This is a genomic window from Planosporangium mesophilum, from assembly GCF_016863255.1.
Taxonomy (GTDB): Bacteria; Actinomycetota; Actinomycetes; order Mycobacteriales; family Micromonosporaceae; genus Planosporangium; species Planosporangium mesophilum.
The window spans coordinates 40,204-61,865 of the sequence record NZ_BOON01000018.1 but is presented as its reverse complement, the minus strand read 5'-3'; the positions used below and the strand labels follow the sequence as shown (position 1 = coordinate 61,865).

General features: G+C 74.1%; 20 protein-coding genes. 14 read left to right on the top strand and 6 right to left on the bottom strand.

The window, feature by feature from the left end:
- The first annotated feature begins 4 nt into the window (after window positions 1–4).
- The 8 genes from Pme01_RS10150 to Pme01_RS10115 all read left to right on the top strand — a co-directional run bounded on the left by Pme01_RS10150 (window position 5) and on the right by Pme01_RS10115 (window position 9,113).
- Window positions 5–1,534 (top strand): amidohydrolase, encoded by a 1,530-nt coding sequence (locus tag Pme01_RS10150; RefSeq protein WP_168114454.1) that lies wholly within the window; start codon window positions 5–7, stop codon window positions 1,532–1,534.
- Complete coding sequence (gene kamD, locus Pme01_RS10145) at window positions 1,531–3,123, top strand: lysine 5,6-aminomutase subunit alpha (protein ID WP_168114453.1); 1,593 nt, start codon at window positions 1,531–1,533, stop codon at window positions 3,121–3,123. Before Pme01_RS10150 ends, kamD begins: the two co-directional genes overlap by 4 nt.
- Window positions 3,120–3,878, top strand: coding sequence for a lysine 5,6-aminomutase subunit beta (kamE, locus tag Pme01_RS10140; protein ID WP_275408513.1), 759 nt, complete (start codon window positions 3,120–3,122; stop codon window positions 3,876–3,878). Before kamD ends, kamE begins: the two co-directional genes overlap by 4 nt.
- Entirely contained in the window at window positions 3,875–4,285 is a 411-nt protein-coding gene (kal, locus tag Pme01_RS10135; RefSeq protein WP_203935524.1) for a 3-aminobutyryl-CoA ammonia lyase, read from the top strand. The genes kamE and kal overlap by 4 nt, the downstream gene beginning before the upstream one ends.
- Window positions 4,282–5,703 carry a glutamate mutase L gene (locus tag Pme01_RS10130; protein WP_239088125.1) on the top strand — a complete coding sequence of 474 codons (1,422 nt, stop codon included), beginning with the start codon at window positions 4,282–4,284 and terminating at the stop codon, window positions 5,701–5,703. Before kal ends, Pme01_RS10130 begins: the two co-directional genes overlap by 4 nt.
- A gap of 467 nt (window positions 5,704–6,170) precedes the next feature.
- A complete protein-coding gene (lnt, locus tag Pme01_RS10125; RefSeq protein ID WP_373315479.1) occupies window positions 6,171–7,781 on the top strand; it encodes an apolipoprotein N-acyltransferase in 1,611 nt (536 codons plus the stop codon).
- Complete coding sequence (locus tag Pme01_RS10120) at window positions 7,781–8,581, top strand: polyprenol monophosphomannose synthase (protein WP_373315481.1); 801 nt, start codon at window positions 7,781–7,783, stop codon at window positions 8,579–8,581. The genes lnt and Pme01_RS10120 overlap by 1 nt, the downstream gene beginning before the upstream one ends.
- 4 nt (window positions 8,582–8,585) lie before the next feature.
- The gene (locus Pme01_RS10115; RefSeq protein ID WP_168114451.1) at window positions 8,586–9,113 is read left to right on the top strand and encodes an FxsA family protein; all 528 of its coding nucleotides are present in this window, start codon (window positions 8,586–8,588) and stop codon (window positions 9,111–9,113) included.
- Window positions 9,114–9,180: 67 nt separating this feature from the next.
- Here Pme01_RS10115 and Pme01_RS10110 read toward each other — a convergent pair whose 3' ends face one another.
- Both Pme01_RS10110 and Pme01_RS10105 read right to left on the bottom strand, forming a co-directional pair.
- On the bottom strand, window positions 9,181–9,519 hold the full coding sequence (locus Pme01_RS10110) for an RNA polymerase-binding protein RbpA (RefSeq protein ID WP_168114450.1): 339 nt from the start codon (window positions 9,517–9,519) through the stop codon (window positions 9,181–9,183).
- Between the two features lie 181 nt (window positions 9,520–9,700).
- The gene (locus tag Pme01_RS10105; protein WP_168114449.1) at window positions 9,701–10,825 is read right to left on the bottom strand and encodes a coiled-coil domain-containing protein; all 1,125 of its coding nucleotides are present in this window, start codon (window positions 10,823–10,825) and stop codon (window positions 9,701–9,703) included.
- Window positions 10,826–10,894: 69 nt separating this feature from the next.
- On the opposite strand from Pme01_RS10105, the gene Pme01_RS10100 reads away from it, so the two are divergent.
- Window positions 10,895–11,836 carry a LysR family transcriptional regulator gene (locus Pme01_RS10100; RefSeq protein ID WP_168114448.1) on the top strand — a complete coding sequence of 314 codons (942 nt, stop codon included), beginning with the start codon at window positions 10,895–10,897 and terminating at the stop codon, window positions 11,834–11,836.
- Between the two features lie 42 nt (window positions 11,837–11,878).
- Here the strand turns inward: Pme01_RS10100 and Pme01_RS10095 are convergent, their stop codons facing one another.
- The 4 genes from Pme01_RS10095 to Pme01_RS10080 all read right to left on the bottom strand — a co-directional run bounded on the left by Pme01_RS10095 (window position 11,879) and on the right by Pme01_RS10080 (window position 17,625).
- Complete coding sequence (locus tag Pme01_RS10095) at window positions 11,879–13,282, bottom strand: hypothetical protein (protein WP_168114447.1); 1,404 nt, start codon at window positions 13,280–13,282, stop codon at window positions 11,879–11,881.
- A gap of 297 nt (window positions 13,283–13,579) precedes the next feature.
- Window positions 13,580–15,769, bottom strand: coding sequence for an MMPL family transporter (locus tag Pme01_RS10090; RefSeq protein WP_168114446.1), 2,190 nt, complete (start codon window positions 15,767–15,769; stop codon window positions 13,580–13,582).
- Window positions 15,770–15,849: 80 nt separating this feature from the next.
- The gene (locus Pme01_RS10085; protein WP_168114445.1) at window positions 15,850–16,467 is read right to left on the bottom strand and encodes a TetR/AcrR family transcriptional regulator; all 618 of its coding nucleotides are present in this window, start codon (window positions 16,465–16,467) and stop codon (window positions 15,850–15,852) included.
- Window positions 16,468–17,157: 690 nt separating this feature from the next.
- Complete coding sequence (locus Pme01_RS10080; protein ID WP_168114444.1) at window positions 17,158–17,625, bottom strand: HNH endonuclease; 468 nt, start codon at window positions 17,623–17,625, stop codon at window positions 17,158–17,160.
- A 103-nt stretch (window positions 17,626–17,728) separates the two neighbouring features.
- Between Pme01_RS10080 and Pme01_RS10075 the strand changes: the two genes are divergently transcribed.
- The 5 genes from Pme01_RS10075 to Pme01_RS10055 all read left to right on the top strand — a co-directional run bounded on the left by Pme01_RS10075 (window position 17,729) and on the right by Pme01_RS10055 (window position 21,660).
- Window positions 17,729–17,869: a hypothetical protein gene (locus tag Pme01_RS10075; RefSeq protein ID WP_168114443.1), complete on the top strand. Its 141-nt coding sequence runs from the start codon at window positions 17,729–17,731 to the stop codon at window positions 17,867–17,869.
- Window positions 17,870–17,947: 78 nt separating this feature from the next.
- Entirely contained in the window at window positions 17,948–18,760 is an 813-nt protein-coding gene (locus tag Pme01_RS10070) for a hypothetical protein (protein WP_168114442.1), read from the top strand.
- Window positions 18,761–18,959: 199 nt separating this feature from the next.
- Window positions 18,960–19,433 carry a GNAT family N-acetyltransferase gene (locus Pme01_RS10065; RefSeq protein ID WP_168114627.1) on the top strand — a complete coding sequence of 158 codons (474 nt, stop codon included), beginning with the start codon at window positions 18,960–18,962 and terminating at the stop codon, window positions 19,431–19,433.
- Window positions 19,434–19,729: 296 nt separating this feature from the next.
- On the top strand, window positions 19,730–20,701 hold the full coding sequence (locus Pme01_RS10060) for a tyrosine-type recombinase/integrase (protein WP_168114441.1): 972 nt from the start codon (window positions 19,730–19,732) through the stop codon (window positions 20,699–20,701).
- Window positions 20,702–20,712: 11 nt separating this feature from the next.
- Window positions 20,713–21,660, top strand: a complete 948-nt coding sequence (locus tag Pme01_RS10055) for a DUF3500 domain-containing protein (RefSeq protein ID WP_168114440.1) — start codon at window positions 20,713–20,715, stop codon at window positions 21,658–21,660.
- The last annotated feature ends 2 nt before the right edge of the window (window positions 21,661–21,662 follow it).

Here is a 21,662-nt window from a genome sequence, read left to right as displayed (position 1 = left end):
GCTCATGACCCCCTCGACGCTCTACCGCAACGGCCGGGTGTACAGCGCCTCGGTCCCGACCGCGACCGCCCTGCTCGTCACCGACGGCCGGATCGCCTGGCTGGGGTCCGACGACGACACGCCGCCCGCCGACCGGGTCGTCGACGTGGGCGGTGCGCTGGTCACCCCGGCGTTCGTCGACGCCCACGTGCACTGCACCGACACCGGGATCACGCTGCTGGGCCTGGACCTGTCCGGCGCCCGTTCCCGCGAGGATGTCCTGGACGGGGTGGCGCGGCACGCGGCGGGCCAGCCCGGTGACGCGGTCGTGCTCGGGCACGGCTGGGACGAGTCGGGCTGGGCCGACCAGCGGCCCCCGACGGTCGCGGAGCTGGACCGGGCCGGCGGCGGCCGGTCGGTGTACCTGTCGCAGGCGTCGGTCCACTCGGCGCTGGTGTCGTCACCGTTGCTGGCGCGGGTGTCGCCGGACGAGCCCGGGTACGCGGCCGACGGCTGGCTGCGCCGCGACGCCCACCACGTCGCGCGTGGGATCGCCCACGGCTCGCTCGGCCGGACACAGCGGCGACGGGCGCAGGAGGCCGCGCTGCGGCACGCGGCGAGCCTCGGCATCGCGGCGGTGCACGAGTGCGGCGGGCCGGGTACCAGCGATGAGGAGGGCTTCCAGGCGCTGCTGGCCCTGCCGGGCGAGGGCGGCCTGCCGGAGGTGTACGGGTACTGGGGTGAGCTGGGCGCGGCGGCCAAGGCCCGGGAACTGGGCGCGGTCGGGGCCGGTGGTGACCTGTACGCCGACGGTGCGCTCGGCTCGCACACCGCGCACCTGCGCTCGCCGTACCTGGACGCGGACACGTCCGGGCACGGGTACGTCACCGCGCAGCAGGTCGCCGACCACCTCGTGGACTGCGTCAACCAGGGTGTACAGGGCGGGTTCCACGCGATCGGCGACGCGGCGATCGGGACGGTCCTGGAGGGCTTCGGGAAGGCCGCCGTCGTCGTCGGGGTCGAGGCGGTGCGCGCGGGCCGGCACCGCATCGAGCACCTGGAGCTGCTCGACCGGGAGCTGATCCGGGGCCTGGTCGAGTACGGGGTGGTGGCCAGCGTGCAGCCGGCGTTCGACCGGCTGTGGGGCGGCGAGCACGGCATGTACGCCCAGCGCCTCGGGGTGGAGCGGTCGCTCGCGTCGAACCCGCTCGGCGCGCTCGCCGGCGTCGGGGTGTCGCTCGCGTTCGGCTCCGACTCGCCGGTGACGCCGCTGGACCCGTGGGGCACGCTGCGCGCCGCGATCAACCACCACAATCCGGTGTACCGGATCAGCGCCCGGACCGCGTTCGCCGCGCACACCCGGGGCGGCTGGCGGGCGGCGGGCCGGGACGCCGACGGACGACTGGCACCGGGGACGTCGGCGACGTTCGCGGTGTGGGACGCGGCCGCGCCGCTCGCCGGTGGGCTGCCGGCGCTCGGGGACGGCGATCCGCTGCCGATGTGCCGGCGCACGGTGCTGCGCGGCGAGGTGATCTACGACGTGGAGGACGCGTGACGGGAAAGCTCGACCTCGACCCGGTACTGGTACGCCGGGCGCGTGAGCTGGCGCGACGCGCCGGCGGGCCGGTCGTGGAGCTGGCCCGCGGCCACACCACCGTCTCGGTGGAGCGGGCGATGCTGCGGCTGGCCGGGGTGAGCGGCGCCGACGCCGACGGCATCCCGTGGGTCAACCGCCTGCTCGACGCGGTGGTGGCCGACGTCGGCCTGGGGCACGGGGCGGCGCTGCCCGTGTTCGACGCGCTCGCCCGCGAGGGCATCGACGACGTGAGCCTGCTGGCGCAGAAGGCGGCCGCCGGGTCGGTACGGTTCCGGGTGCCGTCGGGTCGTGACGCCACGGCGGCCCGGCGCGCTTCCCGCCGGGCGGTCGGCGCCGGCGTCAAGCGGATCGACCGGCGGCGCGCCGAACGCGACCGGCTGGTCAAGCGCCACGGCGACCCGAAGCAGCGGCCCTGGATCTACCTGATCGTCGCGACCGGCGACATCTACGAGGACATTCCGCAGGCGCAGGCGGCGGCGCGGGCCGGCGCCGACGTGATCGCGGTGATCCGGTCGACCGGCCAGTCGCTGCTGGACTACGTACCCGAGGGCGCCACCCGGGAGGGGTTCGCCGGCACGTACGCCACCCAGGAGAACTTCCGGCTGATGCGGGCCGCCCTCGACGAGTCCTCGCGGGAGCTGGGCCGCTACATCCGGCTGACCAACTACGCCTCCGGGCTGTGCATGCCGGAGATCGCCACCCTGGCCGGCCTGGAGCGGCTGGACATGATGCTCAACGACTCGATGTACGGCATCCTGTTCCGCGACATCAACCCGATCCGCACCTTCGTCGACCAGCGGTTCTCCCGCCAGATCCACGCTCGCGCCGGGATCATCATCAACACCGGCGAGGACAACTACCTGACCACCGCCGACGCGGTCGAGGCCGCGCACACGGTGACCGTGTCGCAGCTGCTCAACGAGTACTTCGCGCACGAGGCGGGGCTGGCGGACTCGCAGCTGGGGCTGGGGCACGCGTTCGAGATCAACCCGGACCTGCCGGAGTCGTTCCGGCTCGAACTGGCGCACGCGCTGCTGGCCCGCGAGCTGTTCCCGGACGCGCCGCTGAAGTGGATGCCGCCGACCCGGCACATGACCGGCGACGTGTTCCGGGGCAACCTGCTGGACGGGTTCTTCAACCTGGTCGGGGCCATGACCGGGCAGGGCATCCTGCTCGTGGGCATGATGACCGAGGCGGTGGTGACGCCGTGGCTGTCCGACCGCGACATCGCGCTTCAGAACGTGCGGTACGTGCTGAACGCCGCGGGTGGGCTGCACGAGGACTTCGTGCCGGCGCCGGGCGGGTTCATCCGGTCCCGCGCCTCGCTGGTGCTTCGTGAGGCCGTCGAGCTGCTGGAGCGCATCGTCGACGACGTCCATGCCGCCGACCCGCACGCTCCCGGCGGTGGGCTGCTGAACGCGATCGCCGACGGCACGTTCGGGATCATGAAACGCCCGGCGGACCGGGGCAAGGGCCTGGACGGGGTGGCCCGCCACGAGCCCGGCTACTACAACCCGGCCACCGAGATCCTGGAGGCCGGCCAGTGAGCGGCGGCATCATCCGTCCCTACGGGGACACCACCGGCGACGGCATGGTGCAGGTGTCGTTCACCCTGCCGGTACCGTGCGACAAGCGGGGCGAGGGCGCGGCGCTGCAGCTGGCGGCGAAGATGGGTCTGGACCCGGCGATGGTGGTGCACGCCAAGCAGATGGGCGAGGGCTTCACGTTCTTCGTCGTGTACGGGCGGGTCAACCACCTCGTGGACCTCTCGCAGGTCGTCGTGGCCGAGCGCGACTTCCCGCTGCTGTCGGCCAAGGAGGTCAACGCGCTGGTCAAGCGGCGGCTGCGGCGCAAGCTCGTGGTCGTCGGGGCCTGTATCGGTACCGACGCGCACACCGTCGGCATCGACGCGATCCTCAACGTCAAGGGAATCGCCGGGGAGAAGGGCCTGGAGTACTACCGGGAGCTGCGGGTGGTCAACCTGGGCGCCCAGGTGGCGGTGCCCGACCTGGTCGAGGCGGCGCGGGCGGAGAAGGCCGACGCGGTGCTGGTCAGCCAGGTGGTGACCCAGCGCGACGCGCATCTGCACAACACCCGGGAGATGTCGGCGGCGTTCCGGGAGGCGATGCCGGCCGACCGGCGGCCGCTGCTGGTCGTCGGCGGGCCGCGCTTCGACGAGCGGATGGCCGGCGAGCTGGGCGTCGACCGGATCTTCGGCCGGGGTACCACGCCGGCAGAGGTGGCCAGCTACCTCGTACACGCATTGATCACGAACCGACCGCAGGCGAGGAGAGCCGCGTGAGCGTTGGTCTGACCGTCACCCACCGGCGTTACGTGCCGTTCTCGCACGCCCACTACGCCGGCAACCTCGTCGACGGGGCGTACGCCCTCGGCCTGTTCGGCGATGTCGCCACCGAGGTGTGCATCCGCACCGACGGCGACGAGGGGCTGTTCGCCTCGTACTCGGACGTGCAGTTCCGCGCCCCGATCCGGGCCGGGGACGTGCTGGAGGTGTCGGCGACCGTGACCCGGATGGGTACCCGCAGCCGCACCATCGACTTCTCCTGCGTGGTCGTGTGCCGGGGGCGGCCCACGCAGCCGGCCGGGTCGGCGCAGCCGACGCAGTCCGAGTCCGCGGCCGAGGTGTGCGACCCGCCGATCGTCGCGGTGACCGCTACCGGCACCGTGGTCGTGCCCGCCACGCCGTGACCGGCGCCGTCGCGGTCCGCAACCAGCCCGCGCCGGGCACGCCGCTGGCCGTCTGCGCCGACGTCGGGTCGACCTACACCAAGGTGGCCGTGGTCGACCTGGCCGCCGGGGCGCTCGTCGCGACCGCCGCGCACCCGACCACTGTCGGCACCGATGTCCTGCACGGCCTCGACGCGGCCGTCGAGGCGCTCGCGGAGCGGCTGCCCGGCCACGACCTGTCGAACCGGTACGTGTGCTCCAGCGCCGGCGGTGGGCTGCGGCTGGCGGTCGTCGGGTACGAGGCCCTCGTCAGCGCCGAGGCGGCGCACCGGGTGGCGACCAGCGCCGGGGCGCGGGTGGTGCACGTGGCCGCCGGCCGCCTCGACGCGGCCGCCACCGCGGCGCTGCGCGCGGCGACACCCGACGTGGTGCTGCTGGTGGGCGGCACCGACGGCGGGGACGCGGAGACGGTACGGCACAACGGGGCGCGACTGGCGGCCGCGCGGCTGCGGGTACCGGTGGTCGTCGCCGGCAACGCGGACGCCCGCGACGACGTGACCGCGGCGCTGGCCGCGAAGGGCGTGCCGGTCGTCGCCACCGGCAACGTGCTGCCCCGGATCGGGGTACTGGCCCCCGGCCCGGCCCGCGCCGCGATCCGGGAGGTGTTCCTGCGTCACGTCATCGGCGGCAAGGGGCTCTCCCGGGGCCGCCGGTTCGCCGGGCTGGTCCGCGCGGCCACCCCGGACGCGGTGCTCGCCGGCGTGGAGCTGCTGGCCGGCGCCGGTGCCGGCGCGGACTCCGGTGCCGGTGCCGGCGACTTCGCCGTCGTCGACGTCGGCGGCGCCACCACCGACGTGTACTCGGTGATCACGCCGGACGCCGAGCGGACCAGCGGGCCGGCCCGCGAGGTGGCCGGGGTGCTCTGGCGCAGCCGTACCGTCGAGGGCGACCTCGGGGTGCGCTGGAGCGCGCCGGGGGTGGTGGCCGCGGCGCGGGCCGAGAAGCTCATCGCCGACGCCGAGGCGGAGACGCTGGCGGCGGCCGCCGACGCGCGGGCGGCCGAGCCGGGCATGGTCGCCGACGATCCCGCCGTCGATCTCCGCCTGGCCGGGTTGGCGGCGACGATCGCGGTCCGCCGGCACGCCCGGGGCGAGCCGGGGGCGCCGGGGGCGCCGCGCCGCGGCGGCAAGGACCTCAGCCGGGTGCGGGTGCTGATCGGGTCGGGCGGGGTGCTGCGGTACGCGCCGCCGGCCGTGTCCGGGGCGGTGTTGGGGGCGGTGCTCGCCGACCACGAGGGGGGCTGGCGGCTGCCGACGGCGGCGGTTCCGCGGGTCGATCGGTCCTACGTCCTGGCCGCGATCGGGTTGCTCGCCACCGACTTTCCGGCGGCCGCCGTCGCTGTTGGGCGACGGGAGCTGCACGGTCAGTCAGCCCCGTAGACACGCCCATCGCGACACGCCGTCCCGATGGAGGGATACCCGCTTGACCGGTTGACAGCGCCGGGGGTATTTCACGTACCGTCTTTGAGTCCTACTTCGGAAAGCGAGTGTTGTTCGCTTTGCCCCTTCGTTCGCTGGCCGTACGTTGAGCCATCTGGCATCACGTGGGCCAGGTCCAGTGGGCGGGGGTCGGCGGGGCGGCGCGAACTAGCTCGCGCTCCGGTGGACAGGGGGTTACGAACGGCCAGTAGACAACGATGAGGCGCGGGCAGCCGGTCCGCTTCTGGTCGGAACGAAGGTCGTATTCGGACCGTCTGGCCCACCGGCCGGGAGGGCCTGGGAGCACGGGGCGCGGCTACTGCCGCGCCCCGATTCCTTTTGCGCCCCCTCCGAGCTACCTCTCAGCCGCTGCGGGCACAATGGGCAACCCAGCACGATCGAGAGAGGCCCACGTGACGGCGGTAGGCATGGACGCTGCGACCCCGGCAGGCCCCGGTGCCGTCGCCCCGGCCGGACCGGTACCACGGCTGCGCCGGGCCGTCGGTGCGGCGGCGGCCGCGGTCGCCGCCGGGCTGGCGCTGCTGGTCGCCTTCCCCCCGTACGGGCTGTGGTGGCTCGCCCCGATCGGCGTGGCGCTGCTGACCGTCGCGGTCCACGGCCGGCGGGTGACCGCCGGGCTGGGGCTGGGCGCGGTGACCGGCGCGGTGTTCTTCACCCCGCTGCTGCACTGGACCAACACCCAGGTCGGCGCGGCGCCGTGGCTGCTGCTGTGCGCGCTGCAGACGCTCTACATCGCCGCGCTGGGTGCCGGGCTGGCCGCGGTCCGGCCGCTGGTACGCCGCTGGCCGGCCCTGCTGGCGCCGGTGACCGCCGTGCTGTGGGTGGCGCAGGAGGCGCTGCGCGACCGTACCCCGTTCGGCGGGTTCCCGTGGGCCCGGCTCGCGTTCAGCCAGGCGGACTCGCCGCTGCTGCGGCTGGCCGCCCTCGGCGGCGCCCCCACCGTCACCTTCGCGGTGGCCCTGGCCGGCGGCCTGCTCGCCGCGGCGGCCCTCGCCGCGGCACGAAAGGCGCCCCGGCGGGCGGCTGCCGTCCCCGCCGCCGCCGCGCTCGCCCTGGTCGGACTCGCCGCGGTGGTCCCGACGGCCGGTACCGGCGGCCGGCCGGTCACCGTCGCGTACGTGCAGGGCAACGTGCCCCGCCTCGGGCTGGACTTCAACGCCCAGCGCCAGCAGGTGCTGCGCAACCACGTCGCCGGCACCGAGGAGCTGGCCCGCCGGGTGGCCGCCGGGCAGGTCGCCAAGCCCGACCTGGTGATCTGGCCGGAGAACGCCAGCGACGTCGACCCGGTCGAGGACGTGGTCGCCGGTGACCTGATCACCCGGGCGGCCCGCGCGATCGACGCGCCGATCCTGGTCGGCGCCCTGCTGGAGGGGCCCGGCGACCGGACACGCAACGTCGGCCTGGTGTGGCTGCCGACCGGCGGTCCGGTCGCCACGTACGTCAAGCGGCACCCGGTGCCGTTCGCCGAGTATGTGCCGCTGCGCCCGCTGGCCCGCAAGGTCACCACCAAGGTCGACCTGGTGCGCTCCGATTTCCTGGCCGGTGACCGCCCCGGGGTGCTGCGGGTGGGCCCCGCCACCGTCGGCGACGTCATCTGCTTCGAGGTCGCCTACGACGGCGTGGTCCGCGACACCGTCACCGGCGGCGCCGAGCTGATCGTCACGCAGACCAACAACGCCACCTTCGACGCCGACGAGGCGGCCCAGCAGCTGGCCATGGTCCGGCTGCGGGCGGTGGAGCACGGCCGGGACGCGACGATGGTCTCCACGGTCGGCATATCGGCGTTCGTCACCGCCGACGGGCGGGTGCACGAGGTCACCGGCTTCAACACCCCAGCCGTCGAGGCGCGCGTACTGCGGCTGCGCGATACCCGTACGCTTGCTACCGGACTCGGCGCATGGCCGGAGTACGTGCTGCTGGCGGCCGCGGCTGCCGCGCTCGTCGGCGCGGCTCTGCTGGGAAGGAAACCACGGACGGTCGCTTCCGCGACGGCCGGCGAGAGCAAGGGGGAACAGTGATCGACAGCACCAACACACCGGATGGCTCGGCGGAGGGCTACCCCGGCGTCGGCCGGGTGCTCGTCGTGATCCCCACCTACAACGAGTCGGACAACATCCGCATCATCGTCGACCGGGTACGGCGGGCGACCCCGACCGTCGACATCCTGATCGCCGATGACAACAGCCCGGACGGTACCGGCGCCATCGCCGACGAACTGGCCGCCGACCCGCAGATCCACGTCCTGCACCGCCCCGGCAAGCAGGGCCTGGGAGCGGCGTACATCGCCGGCTTCGGCTGGGCCCGCGACCGCGGCTACGACGCGGTCGTGGAGATGGACGCCGACGGCTCACACGCGCCCGAGGACCTGCCCCGGCTGCTCGACGCCGCCCGCGACGCCGACGTGGTGATCGGCTCCCGGTGGGTACGGGGCGGGAAGGTCGTCAACTGGCCGGCGCGCCGGCTGCTGCTGTCGCGGGGCGCGTCGCTGTACACCAGGATCGCCATGGGCTACCCGGTGCGCGACGCCACCGCCGGCTACCGGGTGTACCGGATGCCCGTGCTCGACAAGCTCGAACTCTCCCAGGTCGCCTCCCAGGGGTATTGCTTCCAGATCGACCTGGGCTGGCGCTCGTACCGCAGCGGGTTCCGCATCGTCGAGGTGCCGATCACGTTCGCCGAGCGGGAGCGCGGCGCCAGCAAGATGAGCTCCAACATCGTCCGCGAGGCGCTGGTGCGGGTCACCGTCTGGGGCGCCGAGGCGCGGCTGGCGTCGCTGAAGCGGGCGCTGGGCGGCGCGAAGAAGCCGACCAGGGTGTAACGGGATGCGTCGCGCCCCGCTGATCGGTCTGGCTGCGATCGCGACGGTCGTGGTGGAGATCGCCGTGTTCGTCGCGGTGGCAAGGCTGGTGGGGCTGGTCTGGGCGGTCGCCGCGCTGCTGGCGATCTCGCTGCTCGGCGGCTGGCTGGTACCCCGGCAGGGGGTGCGGGCCTGGCGGCGCTTCCGGACGGCCGCGAGCGAGGGCCGGCCGCCGGGCCGGCAGGCCACCGAGGGCCTGGTCGGGCTCGTCGGCGCGCTGCTGCTGGCCGTGCCGGGGTTCGTCACCGGACTACTGGGCGCGGCGCTGCTGGTGCCGCCGCTGCGCTGGTACGCCCGGGACCGGGTCGAACGCCTCGTTGAGCGGCGCACCTCGCCTGCGCTGGCCGGCGACCTGTTCGGGCCGCGACGGGTACGGGTGCGGCGCGGCCGGCCCACGACCGCGCCGCCGGGCACATCATCCAGCCAGCCCCCGCCACCACCCCAGGGTCCGCCACCGCCCGCGATCGAGGGCGAGATCGTCGACAAGGACTGACAACGAAACAGCCGCCCCGACATGATGTCGGGGCGGCTGTTTTCAGTGCCGGGGCCTGGTGCCGGTGTCAGCGACCGCGGCGGGTACGGACCTCCTGCAGCCGTTCGGCCAGGATGTCCTCCAGCTCGGCGATCGAACGCCGCTCCAGCAGCATGTCCCAGTGGGTGCGCGGCGGCTTCGCGCGCTTCTGCTCCGGTTCGCTGCCGTCGACCAGTCGCGCGACGCTACCGTCGAACTTGCACTCCCAGGTCATCGGGACCTCGGCGTCGACAGCGAAGGGCACCTCGAACTGGTGGCCCTTGGCGCACAGGTACTCGCGGGTCTGTCGTGGCGCCAGCTCGGTGTTGCGGTCGGACTCGTAGCTGACGGCTCCGAGACGGCTTCCGCGCAGCATGCGCTCGCCCATGATCGGATCTTCCCCTTCGGGTAGTGTGCGGTCTTCACGTGCTACAACGACGCAGGTCGACCGGATCATTCCCGGTGACGGTTGGCGGCGGCGCTGACACCGGGCAGAGCCGGGTACGCCATTTTACCCATGATTCACCGGTGGCGGCGAATCGTACGCCTTATGGGCACCATAGGCAACGTCACGGGGTGAGCGCGGCCGCCAGGTTGGCCACCTGCTCGCTCAGCCGGCCGATCTGCGCGTGAGCCGCCGACAGCTCCGCGCGTACCGTGTCCCGTTCGCTGTCCGCGGCCCGCAGCCGGCCCCGCAGATCGTCCTCACGGGCCTGCGCGGCGACCAGTTCGGCGGTCAGCGCGGCCACCCGTCGTCCGGCCTCCGCCGCCTCGTCGCGCAGCCGGTCGACCTCGGCGCGGGCGGCGTCCACCCGGGCCAGTGCCTGGTCGCGGTCCCGGCCGGCGCGCTCGGCCCGGGTACGGGCGTCGTCGCGTCCACGGGCCGCCTCGTCGCGGTCGCGGGCGGACGCCTCGGCATCCCGCTGCGCCTGGGCCCGGGCGGTCTCGGCGTCGGCGGCCTGGCGGCGGGCCGCCCGCAGGTCGTGCTCGGCGTTCAGGCGCAGCGCCTCGGCCGCCGCGGCCCGGTCGCGGGCCTCGTCGCGCTCCGCGACCGCCCGGGTGGCCGCCGCGGTGGCCTGCTCGGCGGTGGTCCGGGCGGCCGCCGCGTCCCGGGCCGACTCCTCGGCCTGCGCCCGGGCGGCTGCCACCTGCTTGTCCGCCTCCGCGTGGGCGGCCTTCACCAGGTCCTCGGCGTCGGTGCGGGCGCGCTGCACCGTCTCCTCGGCAGCGGCGTGGGCGGCAGCGACGGACTCCTCGGCCTGCTCCCGGGTTCGTTCCGCGGCGGCGAGGGCCGCGTCGGCGGCGTCCCGGGCGGTGCGGGCCTGCCGCCGGGCGGTCTGCGCGTCCTCGCGGGCCTCGTCGCGCTCGGCGTGGGCGGCCGCGACGGCGGTTGCCGCCTCCGCCCGTACCGCGGCGACCTGCCGCTCCACCCCGGCCGGCGACATTTCGGCGTGCAGCGCCGCGGCGAGCGTCTCGCTGACCTGCTCGAGCCGATCCACCACCTCGAACGCCCGCGCCACCTGGCCGGTCAGGCCGGGGGAGTTGCGCTGGCGCATCCGCGCGGCGCGCGCGGAAGACTGGCAGGCGCCGTCGTTGTCGCGGCAGTACCGGAACGGGCGCCCCGCGCTGCCGCGCTGCGGCACCGGACGCCCGCAGTGCGCGCATGGCCGGGTGGACTCAGACTGATCACTCACCCGCGCGAATCTACTGGGTGCGCCGCGCGGACACCCGGCTGCGGGATCGGGGCGGCGTAGCGTTGCTTTGTGACCGACCTGGACGCGCGCCGGCTGCGGGTGCTGCACACCGTCGCGCTGCGTGGCGGCGTCACCGCCGCGGCCGCGAGCCTCCACGTCAGCCCGTCCGCCGTCAGCCAGCAGCTCGCCCAACTCGAGCGTGAGGCAGGGTGCGACCTGGTCGAACGGGTCGGCCGGGGAATCTGCCTGACGCCCGCCGGGCAGGCCCTCGCCGTCCACGCCGAACAGGTCCTGCACGCCCTCGACCGGGCCGGGGCGGCCGTCGCGGCCGCCCGTACGGGCGTCGCCGGCACGGTACGGGTGGGCACCTTCGCCACCGCCGGCGCGTTCGTCGCGCCGGCGGTCGCCCGGGCCCGGCGCCGCCACCCGGCGCTGGACCTGCGCGTCACCGAGGGCGAGGACGAGTCGACCCTGCTCGACCTGCGGCTGACCCTCCTCGACGTGGTGGTCATGCAGGAGTACGACCACGTACCGGTGACCCTGCCGTCCGGTCTGACCGCCCGCCCGGTCGCCGACGACCCGCTCTACGTGGTCACACCGGCGACCGGCCCGCTGTCCGGCCGGGTACGCCTGCGCGACCTGCGCGACGCGCCCTGGATCGCGCCCGCCCCCGCCACGCCGGGCGGGCGGGTCACCCGGCAGGCCTGCCGCGACGCCGGCTTCGAGCCGGAGATCCGGCACACCGCGATCGACGTCGCGCTGGTCCTCGACCTCGTCGCCGCCGGCCTCGGGGTGGCGCTCGTCCCGGCGCTGGTCCTGCGCCACGGCGTACCGGCGGGGGTGCGCACCGGACCGACCTGGGACCCGCCGCTGAAGCGAACGATCTCCGCGGTGGTGCGGACGGCCGGGGGCGGGCCGCAACGCCCCGCCGTCGCGGCGTTCCTCGCCGAGCTCGCCGCCGCGGGCGCGGCCGCCGCCGGAGCGGCCGGGTCGTACGCGGCCGGGTCGTAGCGCACGCCGGGGCCGGCTCTGCGGCGGCGGCCGGGACCGCGCCTACCAGCGCCAGCCCCGCAGCCCCTCCGCCAGCGGCCGGCGGGACCGGCGGGCGACGTCGGCGCCGAGGGACCGCACCAGCGGCGCGGCCAGGTAGCAGTACACCAGCCCGCAGTAGATGATCATGACGATGTCGCGGCGGGTGACCGGCAGGTCGGCGACGAAGGGATACCACAGCGCGCTGAACTCCGGCGTGTAGTGGCACAGCGCCTCGTTGGCGAAGTGGTCGACCACGCACGCCGGTGGGGTCTCCGCCGCGAACACGGCGGCGCACAGCCCGACCCAGGCCGACAGGGTGAGCACGGCCAGGGTCAGCGCCCGCGACCACAGCGCCTCGGCGGGCTCCCACAGCCGCACCGCGAGCGCCAGCGACGCCGGTACCGAGACGAAGAGCATGAACCGCGGCCCCCAGGTCAGGCCGCCGTACCAGGACCACCAGGGCGCGTACACGACGACCAGCCCCACGGTGAACAGCAGCCACCACCCGTAGAGCCGGTACAGGGTGGTGCCGTCGCGCAGTGGCAGCCGGCGCATGCTCGCGCGTACCGGCAGCATCAGGCCGGGGGTGAAGAACAGCAGGCCCTTGCCGAACGACAGGCACACCGACAGCAGCCCGAAGAAGATCGGGTACGAGAAGTCCAACCGGCCGCTGTAGGGCATGACCGTGCGGTAGCCGGAGGTGCCGCTGTAGCCGGTCTCCAGCGGAGAGCCGCGGCGCACCCAGTTGTCGGCCACCAGGACCGCCACGGCCGCGACGCCGGCCAGCGCGTACCGCAGCCGCCGGTCCTCCCACATCCGTCTGGCGACCACGAACGCGAGCGGGACCAGCGTCGCGGCCGTGTTGGCCACGCCGAGCGCCACGGCGGCCCAACCGGCCAGCGACCGTCCGCGCACCGCGATGGCGACGAGCCCGACCGCCACGGCGAGGGCGGTGAACGGCTCGGCGTTGAACTGCACCACGTGCGCGGCGAACATCGACGCGGCGATGAGGACCAGGAAGAACCGCCGCAGCAGCGCCGCGGGTAGCCGCCGGCGCAGTAGTAGGTACAGCACGCCGATCGCGACGGCGAACAGCAGGCTGTTGTACATGGTCGCCCACTGCTGCTGGTCCTGGCCGAGGAGCCGGGCCGCCAGCAGCAGCGGTACGGCGAAGAGGTGGCCCACGATCGTGTACCGGTTGTCGGTGAGGGTCCCGTCGTCGAGCAGCTGCCGGAGCGTGTCGTAGCGCAGGACGGCGTCCCCGAGCGCGGAGTGCCGAAGCACGAACACGAACGCGGCGAGCCCGGCCACGATCAGCGCCGTCTCGAACACCGCGGGCAGGCGTCCCCATCGCCGTCCGGGCGGGGCCGGCGGGCGGAGTTTCTCCGGGTCCCGGGCCGGCGGCTCGGAGGCGACGACCGTCATGCGGATCTCCAAGGGGGCGTACCGGGGAGCGGCGCACGGGAGGGACAACAATCGCCGCGCTCAACGCGGAAGTGTCCCACCGGCCGGAGGCGGGCGCGCCGGTCCGCGATCCGGACCACCCGACCGGGTGACCGCCGGTCCGCAGCGGTCCCGGGCAGATCGTCACCCGTCGTCACACCGCTGGACGCTACCGCGCTACCCCGGCATCCCGACGAACCCGCGCCGCGCGGCCCGCCCGGCGACGGTTACCGGCCGCCACCGTCCGACCAGGACGGTGGCGGCCGGTAGCCGGACAGGTCAACGCAGCGCGGGCTCCGGGGTACGGGCGCCCGACTCGGCGGCCGCGTCCTGGCTGAGCCGGTGCAGCAGCTTCTCACCCTCGACGTCGACGTCGGGCAGCGCCCGGTCGAGCCAGCGGGGCAGCCACCAGGCCGCGCGGCCGAGCAGGGTCATGACGGCCGGTACGAGCACCATGCGGACGACGATGGCGTCGAAGAGGACAGCCACCCCGAGGCCGAAGCCGATCGACTTGATGATGGCCTCGTCGGCGAGGATGAAGCCGAAGAAGACGCTCATCATGATCAGGGCTGCGGCGGTGACGACCCGGGCGCCGTGGCCGAAGCCGCTGATGATGGCCGGCCGGGACGCCGCGCCGTGGACGTGCTCCTCGCGCATGCGGGTGACCAGGAAGACCTGGTAGTCCATGGCGAGGCCGAACACGATCCCGATCAGGAAGATCGGCAGGAAGCTGATGACCGGTCCGGTCTGCTGCACGCCGAGCAGGTCGGCCAGCCAGCCCCACTGGAACACGGCGACGACGGCGCCGAAGGTGGCGGCGACGCTGAGCAGGAAGCCGACGGTGGCCTTCAGCGGTACCAGCAGCGACCGGAACACCAGGGTGAGCAGGACGAAAGCCAGACCGACCACGAGCGTGAGGTACGGCAGCAGCGCGTCGGCGAGCTTGGAGGAGATGTCGAGGTTGACGGCGGTGGGACCGGTGGCGCCGATCCCGACCCCGGCCGGGGTGTCGAGGGCGCGGATGGTGTGCACCAGGTTCTCGGTCGCCGCGGCGGCCGGGCCGGCGGCGGGGATGACGGTGAGGATGGCGGTGTCGCCGGCGGGGTTGGTCACCGCCGGGGCGACCACGGCAACGCCGGCCAGCCCGCGGATCCGCTGACCGACCTGGTCGGCGGTGGCCTTCGCGGTACCGGCGGGTGCGTCGACGACGACGGTCAGGGGGGCGTTGAAGCCGGGGCCGAAGCCGGCGGCGAGTAGGTCGTACGCCTTGCGCTGGGTGCTGTCCGGCGCGGCGGTGCCGTCGTTGGGCATGCCCAGCCGCAGGTCCAGGGCGGGGACGGCGACGACGCCGAGGCCGATCACGGCGGCGAGCAGCGCGGTGACCGGGCGGCGCACGATCGCGCGTACCCAGCGGGTACCGAGGGTGGGCCTGGCGCCGGCCCCCTCGGGGTCACGCTCGTGTCGGCCGGGGATGACGCGGGCGCCCGCGAAGCCGAGCAGGGCCGGCAGCAGGGTCAGGGCGATGAGGACCGCGAGGGCGACGGTACCGGCGGCGGCCACGCCCATCTGGGTCAGGAACGGGATGCCGACGACGGCCAGGCCGGCCAGTGCGATCACGACGGTGAGGCCGGCGAAGACGACGGCTGAGCCGGCGGTACCGACGGCGCGGCCGGCGGCCTCCTGCGGGTCGCGGCCCAGGGCGATCTCGTGCCGGTACCGGGAGACGATGAACAGGGCGTAGTCGATGGCGACCGCCAGGCCGAGCATCATCGCCAGGGTCGACGTGGTCGCCGACAGGTCGGTGAAGTGGGTCGCCAGGGAGATGGCGCTGACCCCGATACCGATGCCGAGGACGCCGGTCAGCAGCGGCAGGCCGGCCGCGACCAGCGAGCCGAACGTGATCACCAGTACCACCGCGGCGACGGCCAGGCCGATGACCTCGGCGGCACCGGCGTGCGGGCGTACCTGTACCGCGTCACCGCCGGTCTCGACGGTCAGCCCGGCCTTGCGGGCGGTGCCGACGGCGGTGTCCAGGGCGGCGCGGTCGGAGTCGGTCAGTCCGATCGCCGGGACCTTGTACGTGGCCTGGGCGTAGCCGACCGTGCCGGCGGGGTTGACCGCCCGGGTCTGGAAGGGGTCGGTGACCGAGGCGACCTGCGGGCTGTTGCGCAGGTCGGCCACGACACGCTCGATGGCCGCCCTCCGCTCCGCGGTGAGCGTCTGCCCGTCGGGCGCGGCGAAGACGATCCGGGCGGTCGCCCCGCCGGCCGACGCCTGGGGGAACCGCTCGCGGAGCAGGTCGATGGCCTGCTGTGCCGGCGTGCCGGGGATGCTGAACGCGCCCGAGGTCGGCTTGGACAGCGTCGCCGCGCCGACCAGGGTCGCCGCGAGTACGGCGAGCCACGCGAGCGTGACCAGCCAGCGCCGGCGGAACGCGAACCGGCCCAGCCGGTACAGCAACGAGGCCATCAACATTCTCCTGTTCAAAGGGTGTGCGAGAGCGCCCGACCACCCGGTGGGGGCGGCCGGTGCGAAGCGGTCGGATGGGGTCAGGCGGCCGGTGCGGCGGCGCCCACGGGAAGGCCGGCGCGCAGCTGCGTCAGGCAGTCACGGACCAGGTCGGGCAGCGGGATGTCGGTACCGCTACGGGCCCAGAAGTCGACCGACGTGGCGAGCGCGGTACCGACCGTGCCGGCCAGCAGGCGAGGCGCGAGATCCCGCTGCGCGTCGGTACCGGTACGGTCAGCGATGATCTTGGTCATGACCTCGCTGACGTGCTCCGTCACCAGCAGGATCTGAGCCCTCAGCGCCGGGCTCTCCCGGACCACCCGCATCAGCACGGCGAGCCGGTCGCGGTCACCCGCCATCTCGACGACCACCGAGGGCAGCACCGCGGCCAGGGAGTCCCACACCGGCTCGTCGGCGGGCCGGGTGCGGATCGTGTCGGCGAGGCTCAGGTACCGCTGCGCCAGTTCGTCGACGATCGCCTCTTCCCGGCTGGAGAAGTAGTTGCGGAAGGTGCGCGGCGACACGTCGGCCGCCTCCGCGATCGCCTCCGGCGTCGCCGCGTCCAGCCCCTGCGTGAGCAGCAGGGACCACGCCGCCCGGCTCAACGCCGCCCGCGTCGCGGCCTTCTTGCGCTCCCGCAGGCCCATGTCAGAGGTCACGTGTCTACCGTCGGATAATCTTGCCAATTTTGCAAGTTTTCCAGGGTTGCAAGACAGTGGCGTTTCTCATACGGCCCCCGGTGCGGCCTGCCGGCACCCGACGGCGCGCGGAGGTCATCCCCGGTCGCCTTCGGGGGCGCGACGAGTTACCTCACCGCGCCGCCCGACCCGCACCTCACCGTGCTCCCCGCCTTTGCTCTGCTCCCGGGCCGGCAACACGGGTAGCGGCGCTACGCACGATGCCTATCCGGGAGCAGAGCAAAGCACGCGAACGAGGAGGGCGGCCCGACCGCACTGGTCCGCGCAACGGCGGAGACGCTTGCCGACTTCGCTAACTTGATCTCAGCGAATTACCGTTACTGGTAATCCAATAATTGGAGTCATCATAATGCCGGTTATTGTGCGTAATGCTTGAGAGTGGTGTGACCAGGGAACAGCGACGCCGACAACGAGGCCACCGTCGTCGCAGCGTTCGACACGTTCCTCACCGCGGTGCTGGTGTGCCACAACGCGCACTTCGATATCGCCCGGCTCCACGAGTCGTCCGACCGCGCCGGCGTCCGCCGCTTTCCCGCCTGGTTCTCGGGCCGGTGAACCACATCTCCAGTGAACGCCCGCAGCCGTCCCCTGACCGCACGGTGTCAGCGCCGGTCGCTCCGCGGGCCCGCCGGTTCCCCGGGGACGGCGCCCTCAGGTGCCGCTCGGGCGGAGTCCGGTACGGGCGCGCGCGACCTCCTCGGCCTGCCGCTCGCGCCACCGCCGTTGGGCATCCCGGTTGCACACCCGGCACCCGCGCCGGTAACGACCCGTCGCGTCGTCGAGCTCGCGAGGGTGGCCCTGGCGGCACACCGGTCGCTGCCGCCGCGCCCGGGAGGTCTCGGTACGGGTCGCCTGGCGCAGGTGCGTGGGCTCGATGCAGTCCTTCACGCCGCAGCTCTGCGCGACGTCCAGGTCCGGGTCGTAGCCGCCGACGAAGACGACGTACGCCGCGATGTGGGCCCAGGCGCGGCCGGCCACCTTCTGGTGGACGCCGCTCCGCGAGCCGTACCCCCGGATGATCAGGCAGCCGCCGTCACCGCGGGTCGAGCGCTCCGCCAGGTAGGCCCGGAGGCTGTCCTCGGTGAAGTGCTTCGAAAGGCCCTTGATGTCGGCGAGCACACGCCGACGGTACCGCAGCCTCCCGGCGACCGAGGTAAGGCACCGATGGCCGACGTGAGCCTTACTCGAGGGGCGTACGGCACGACTGGTCCCGCGGTCGGCCATGGCCGACCTGCCGGCGGCGCATGAGATCCACGCCGATCCCGCGACCAGCGCGTACAACCCGGCGGGGCCGCACACCTCGTTGGCGCAGGGCCGCGAGACGCTGGCGGAGTGGCCGCCCGCGACGGGCATGTTGACCTGATTCGCCGACCGCCGCGCAAAATGTCAGACCCCCGCGGTGTACTTCAATCGTACAGATGTACTAACGATGGGAGTGCACATGTCACCGGAGCAGATCGCGCGGGACGCGGCCGACCTGGCCATGCGTCTGCTGCCCGTCGCCGTTCAGGCGGTGGGGCCGATGCGCGACAACGAGACGCAGGCTCAGTACATGGAGCGGGTCCGCGGCCTCGCGGTCGACCTGTGGATCGAAAGCGGTCCCCGCGCCGAGCTTACGCGTCGGCTCACCGAGCTGATGGACTCGCAAGTGTTCGTCGGCGTCCTCACCGCGGTGGAGATCGAGCAGTCCAGCACCCGCGCCATGCTGACCCTCAGCGTCACCAGGGACCGGGAGTCCGTCGAGGAGATGATCCGCACCGACCGGACCGACGGGCCGGCCGGCCGGGCGCTGTGGGAGACCGCCAGGACCCTGATCGGGCACCGGGTGGCGATCTACAAGCACATGGAGACCCGCGCCGACCCGAACAAGAAGTACCGGTGCGCCAAGCACATCGTCGACCTGGGGGTGGCCGACGACGCGGGCGAGGAGAGCCCGGTCGCGGCCATCCGGCCGGTGTCGGCGGCCCCGTCGCAGCCCGGACCGCGGTCGTTGCGCCAGAGCGGCCAGACGCCGAGCGCGGCGGACGCCCGCGTCGAGGTCGTGGCGACGCTGGAGCGGGCCGGCCACGCCGACCCCGGCTACCGGGAGGCGGCCTGCGCCGGAATCATGGACCGGGCCACGGTCCAGGGCGGGGTGGTGACCAACGTCGACATGCTGCTGCAACTGGCCCGGACCACGCCGCCGGCCGACACCGCCGCCGGCCGGATGATCAGCCAGCGGTACGGGCATCAGGCGGAGCGGCTGTCGGCCTGATGTACGCGGACGCCGGCAGGAGGTGCTCCGTCGGGGGGAGGGCGACGACCATGGCCGGACTGGCCGGCTACCAACCGTTGACGCGAAGGACCGCCGCCGCGTGACCTGTGCCGCGTGGCGTGGCAACGCGTCGGCGGCGGCCGGCGCCGGACATAGAGTGGTGGCCGTGCACAGCCAGCAACACATACGGATCATGCCGATGCGCGACGGGCACGCCGACGCGGTCCTGGACATCTACCGGATCGGTATCGAAGGCGGCGACGCGACGTTCGAGACCGAACCGCCCGACTGGCAGCGGTTCGCCGCGAGCCGGCTGCCCGGCCACCGGTTCGTCGCCGTCGACGCGGACGGCCGCGTGCTCGGCTGGGTCGCCTGCTCCCCGACGTCGACGCGGAGCACGTACGCCGGGGTGGTGGAGCATTCCGTGTACGTGCACCCCGAGGCCCGCGGCGCCGGGGTGGGCCGGGCCCTGCTGCGCGCGTTGATCGATTCGACCGAGGCGGCCGGGATCTGGACGATCCAGTCGGGCATCTTCCCGGAGAACGCCGCCAGCCTGGCCATGCACGGCACGCTCGGGTTCCGGGTCGTGGGTACCCGCGAACGGGTCGCCCGCCACCACGGTCGATGGCGCGACGTCGTTCTCGTCGAACGTCGCAGCCCCGTCGTGATGTGACCCAGGGCCCGGAAGGCAGCTACCCCGACATGTCCCGCTCCCTGGCCGGCCCGTGCGTATGCGGGCACGATCGACAGGCACACGAGCACTACCGGTCCGGCAGCGACTGCGCCCTGTGCGTCTCACCCCGCTGTGACCGGTTCCGCCCGCAGCGGGCCGGACGGCTCGCCACCCTTGCCCGACGCATCCTGCGTCACCGGTGAGCCCGGGCCATCCCGTCGGGCGCCCATTCCCGGACGCCCGACGGGATGGCCTACCGCAGCGGAGCGACGGCGACGGATATCCTGTAGCCGCCCATGAACCTCCCGATCCGCTCCCAGCCGCCCACCGGCGCCGTCGCGCACCCCGGCGACCTCGCCGATGTCACCACCGCGTGGCTGCGCAACCGTCGGCTGTCCCCGCACACCCGCCTGGCGTACCAGCGGGACGTCAATGCCTGGCTACAGTGGTGTTCCCGCCACGGCGTGGACCCGCTCACGGCATCGTTCTGGCACGTCAACGAGTACGCCCGCGAGCTTGAGTCCACGGTGGACGGTCGCCGGGGCCGGGCGGTCGCGCCGGCCACCGTGGCCCGTCGGCTGTCCGGGCTGGCGAGCTGGTACGAGTTCCTGACCCGGCTGCGGGTGGTGACGGTCAACCCGGTCGCCGGTGCCGACCGGCCCCGGGTGGACCGCGACCACTCGGCCACGGTGGGGCTGACCGCCGACGAGGTGGCCGCGCTGCTCGCCGCCGCCGACGCCGACGACGGCCCGCAGGCGCTGCGCAACCGGGCGATGCTCACCCTCCTGGCCGACCTGGGGCTGCGCGTCGGGGAACTGGTCGGCCTGGACCTCGCGGACCTGGGCCACGAGCGCGGCCACCGGACCGTCCGCTTCGTCGGCAAGGGCGGCAAGCCGCGCCGCCGCGCCCTCGCCCCGTCGACCGCCGCGACGCTCGACGCCTACCTGGCGGAGCGCTCGCCCGACACCGTCGACGGCCCGCTGTTCGTCACCGCGACCGGCGCCCGTGTCGACCGGGCGGCCGTGTTCCGGCTGGTGCGCCGGGTGGCCCGGGCCGCCGGCATCCCGGCGTGGGCCAGCCTGTCACCGCACTCGCTACGGCACGCCTTCGCCACCACGGCCCGGGCCGAGGGCGTACCGCTCGAAGACGTGCAGGACGCGATGGGCCACGCCGACCCGCGTACCACCCGCCGCTACGACCGCGACCGGCACAACCTGGACCGCGACCCGGCGTACCGGATCGCGGCGGCACGGGCGAAGCGCAGCTGAAGGAGGACCCCATGACGCAGTCCACGGCGGCGGCGATGCGCACGGCCGCGGCGGCCCTCGTCGACCGGCTCGACGAGGCGCACCGGGCGCAGGGCTGCCACCCGTTCTCCGACGACGGGATGCGCCGCTGGATCGAGTACCGGCCGCAGCCCCGGCCCGGGATCAGCCTGGCCGACCTGGCCGGGCCGGCCCGCAAGGCCACGCACCGGCTGCTCGCCACCGGGCTGAGCCCGCACGCGTACGCGCAGGCCATGACGATCGTCGCGCTCGAAGAGGTGCTCGACCGGTCCGAGGGGTGGGTACGCGGCCGGCACAGCAACGACTACTGGATCAATGTGTTCGGCGACCCGACCGGCGCCGGGCCGTGGGGCTGGCGGTTCGAGGGCCACCACATCTCGGTGACGATGACCGTCGACGGCGACCGGGTGTACCCGACCCCGGTGTTCCTCGGCGCCAACCCGGCGACCGTCAGCTACGCCGGTCAGCCGGTGGTCCGCCCCCTCGCCCTGGAGGAGGACCTCGCCCGGCTGCTGCTCGACGAGATGGGCGTACCGGGGCGGGCCCTCGCCGTCACCGCCGACACCGCGCCCGCCGACATCACCAGCGGGCAGTCCGCCCGGGTGGCCGCACCGGTGATCCCGCTGGGGATCCCGGCGCACCGGCTCGGCCCGGCCGCGCGGGAGCTGCTCGACCGCCTCGTCGCCGGATACCTCGACCGGCTGCCGCCGGAGCTGGCCCGCGCCGAGGCGACCCGCATCGACCGGCGCGAGCTGCACTTCGCGTGGGAGGGGCCGGTGCGCCCCGGCGCCGGGCACTACTACCGCATCCAGGGACCGGACCTGCTCATCGAGTACGACAACACCCAGAACGACGCCAACCACGCGCACACCGTGCTGCGCCGCCCGGACAGCGACTTCGGCGGCGACGTGCTCGCGGCCCACCGGGCCGAGGCCCACTAGGC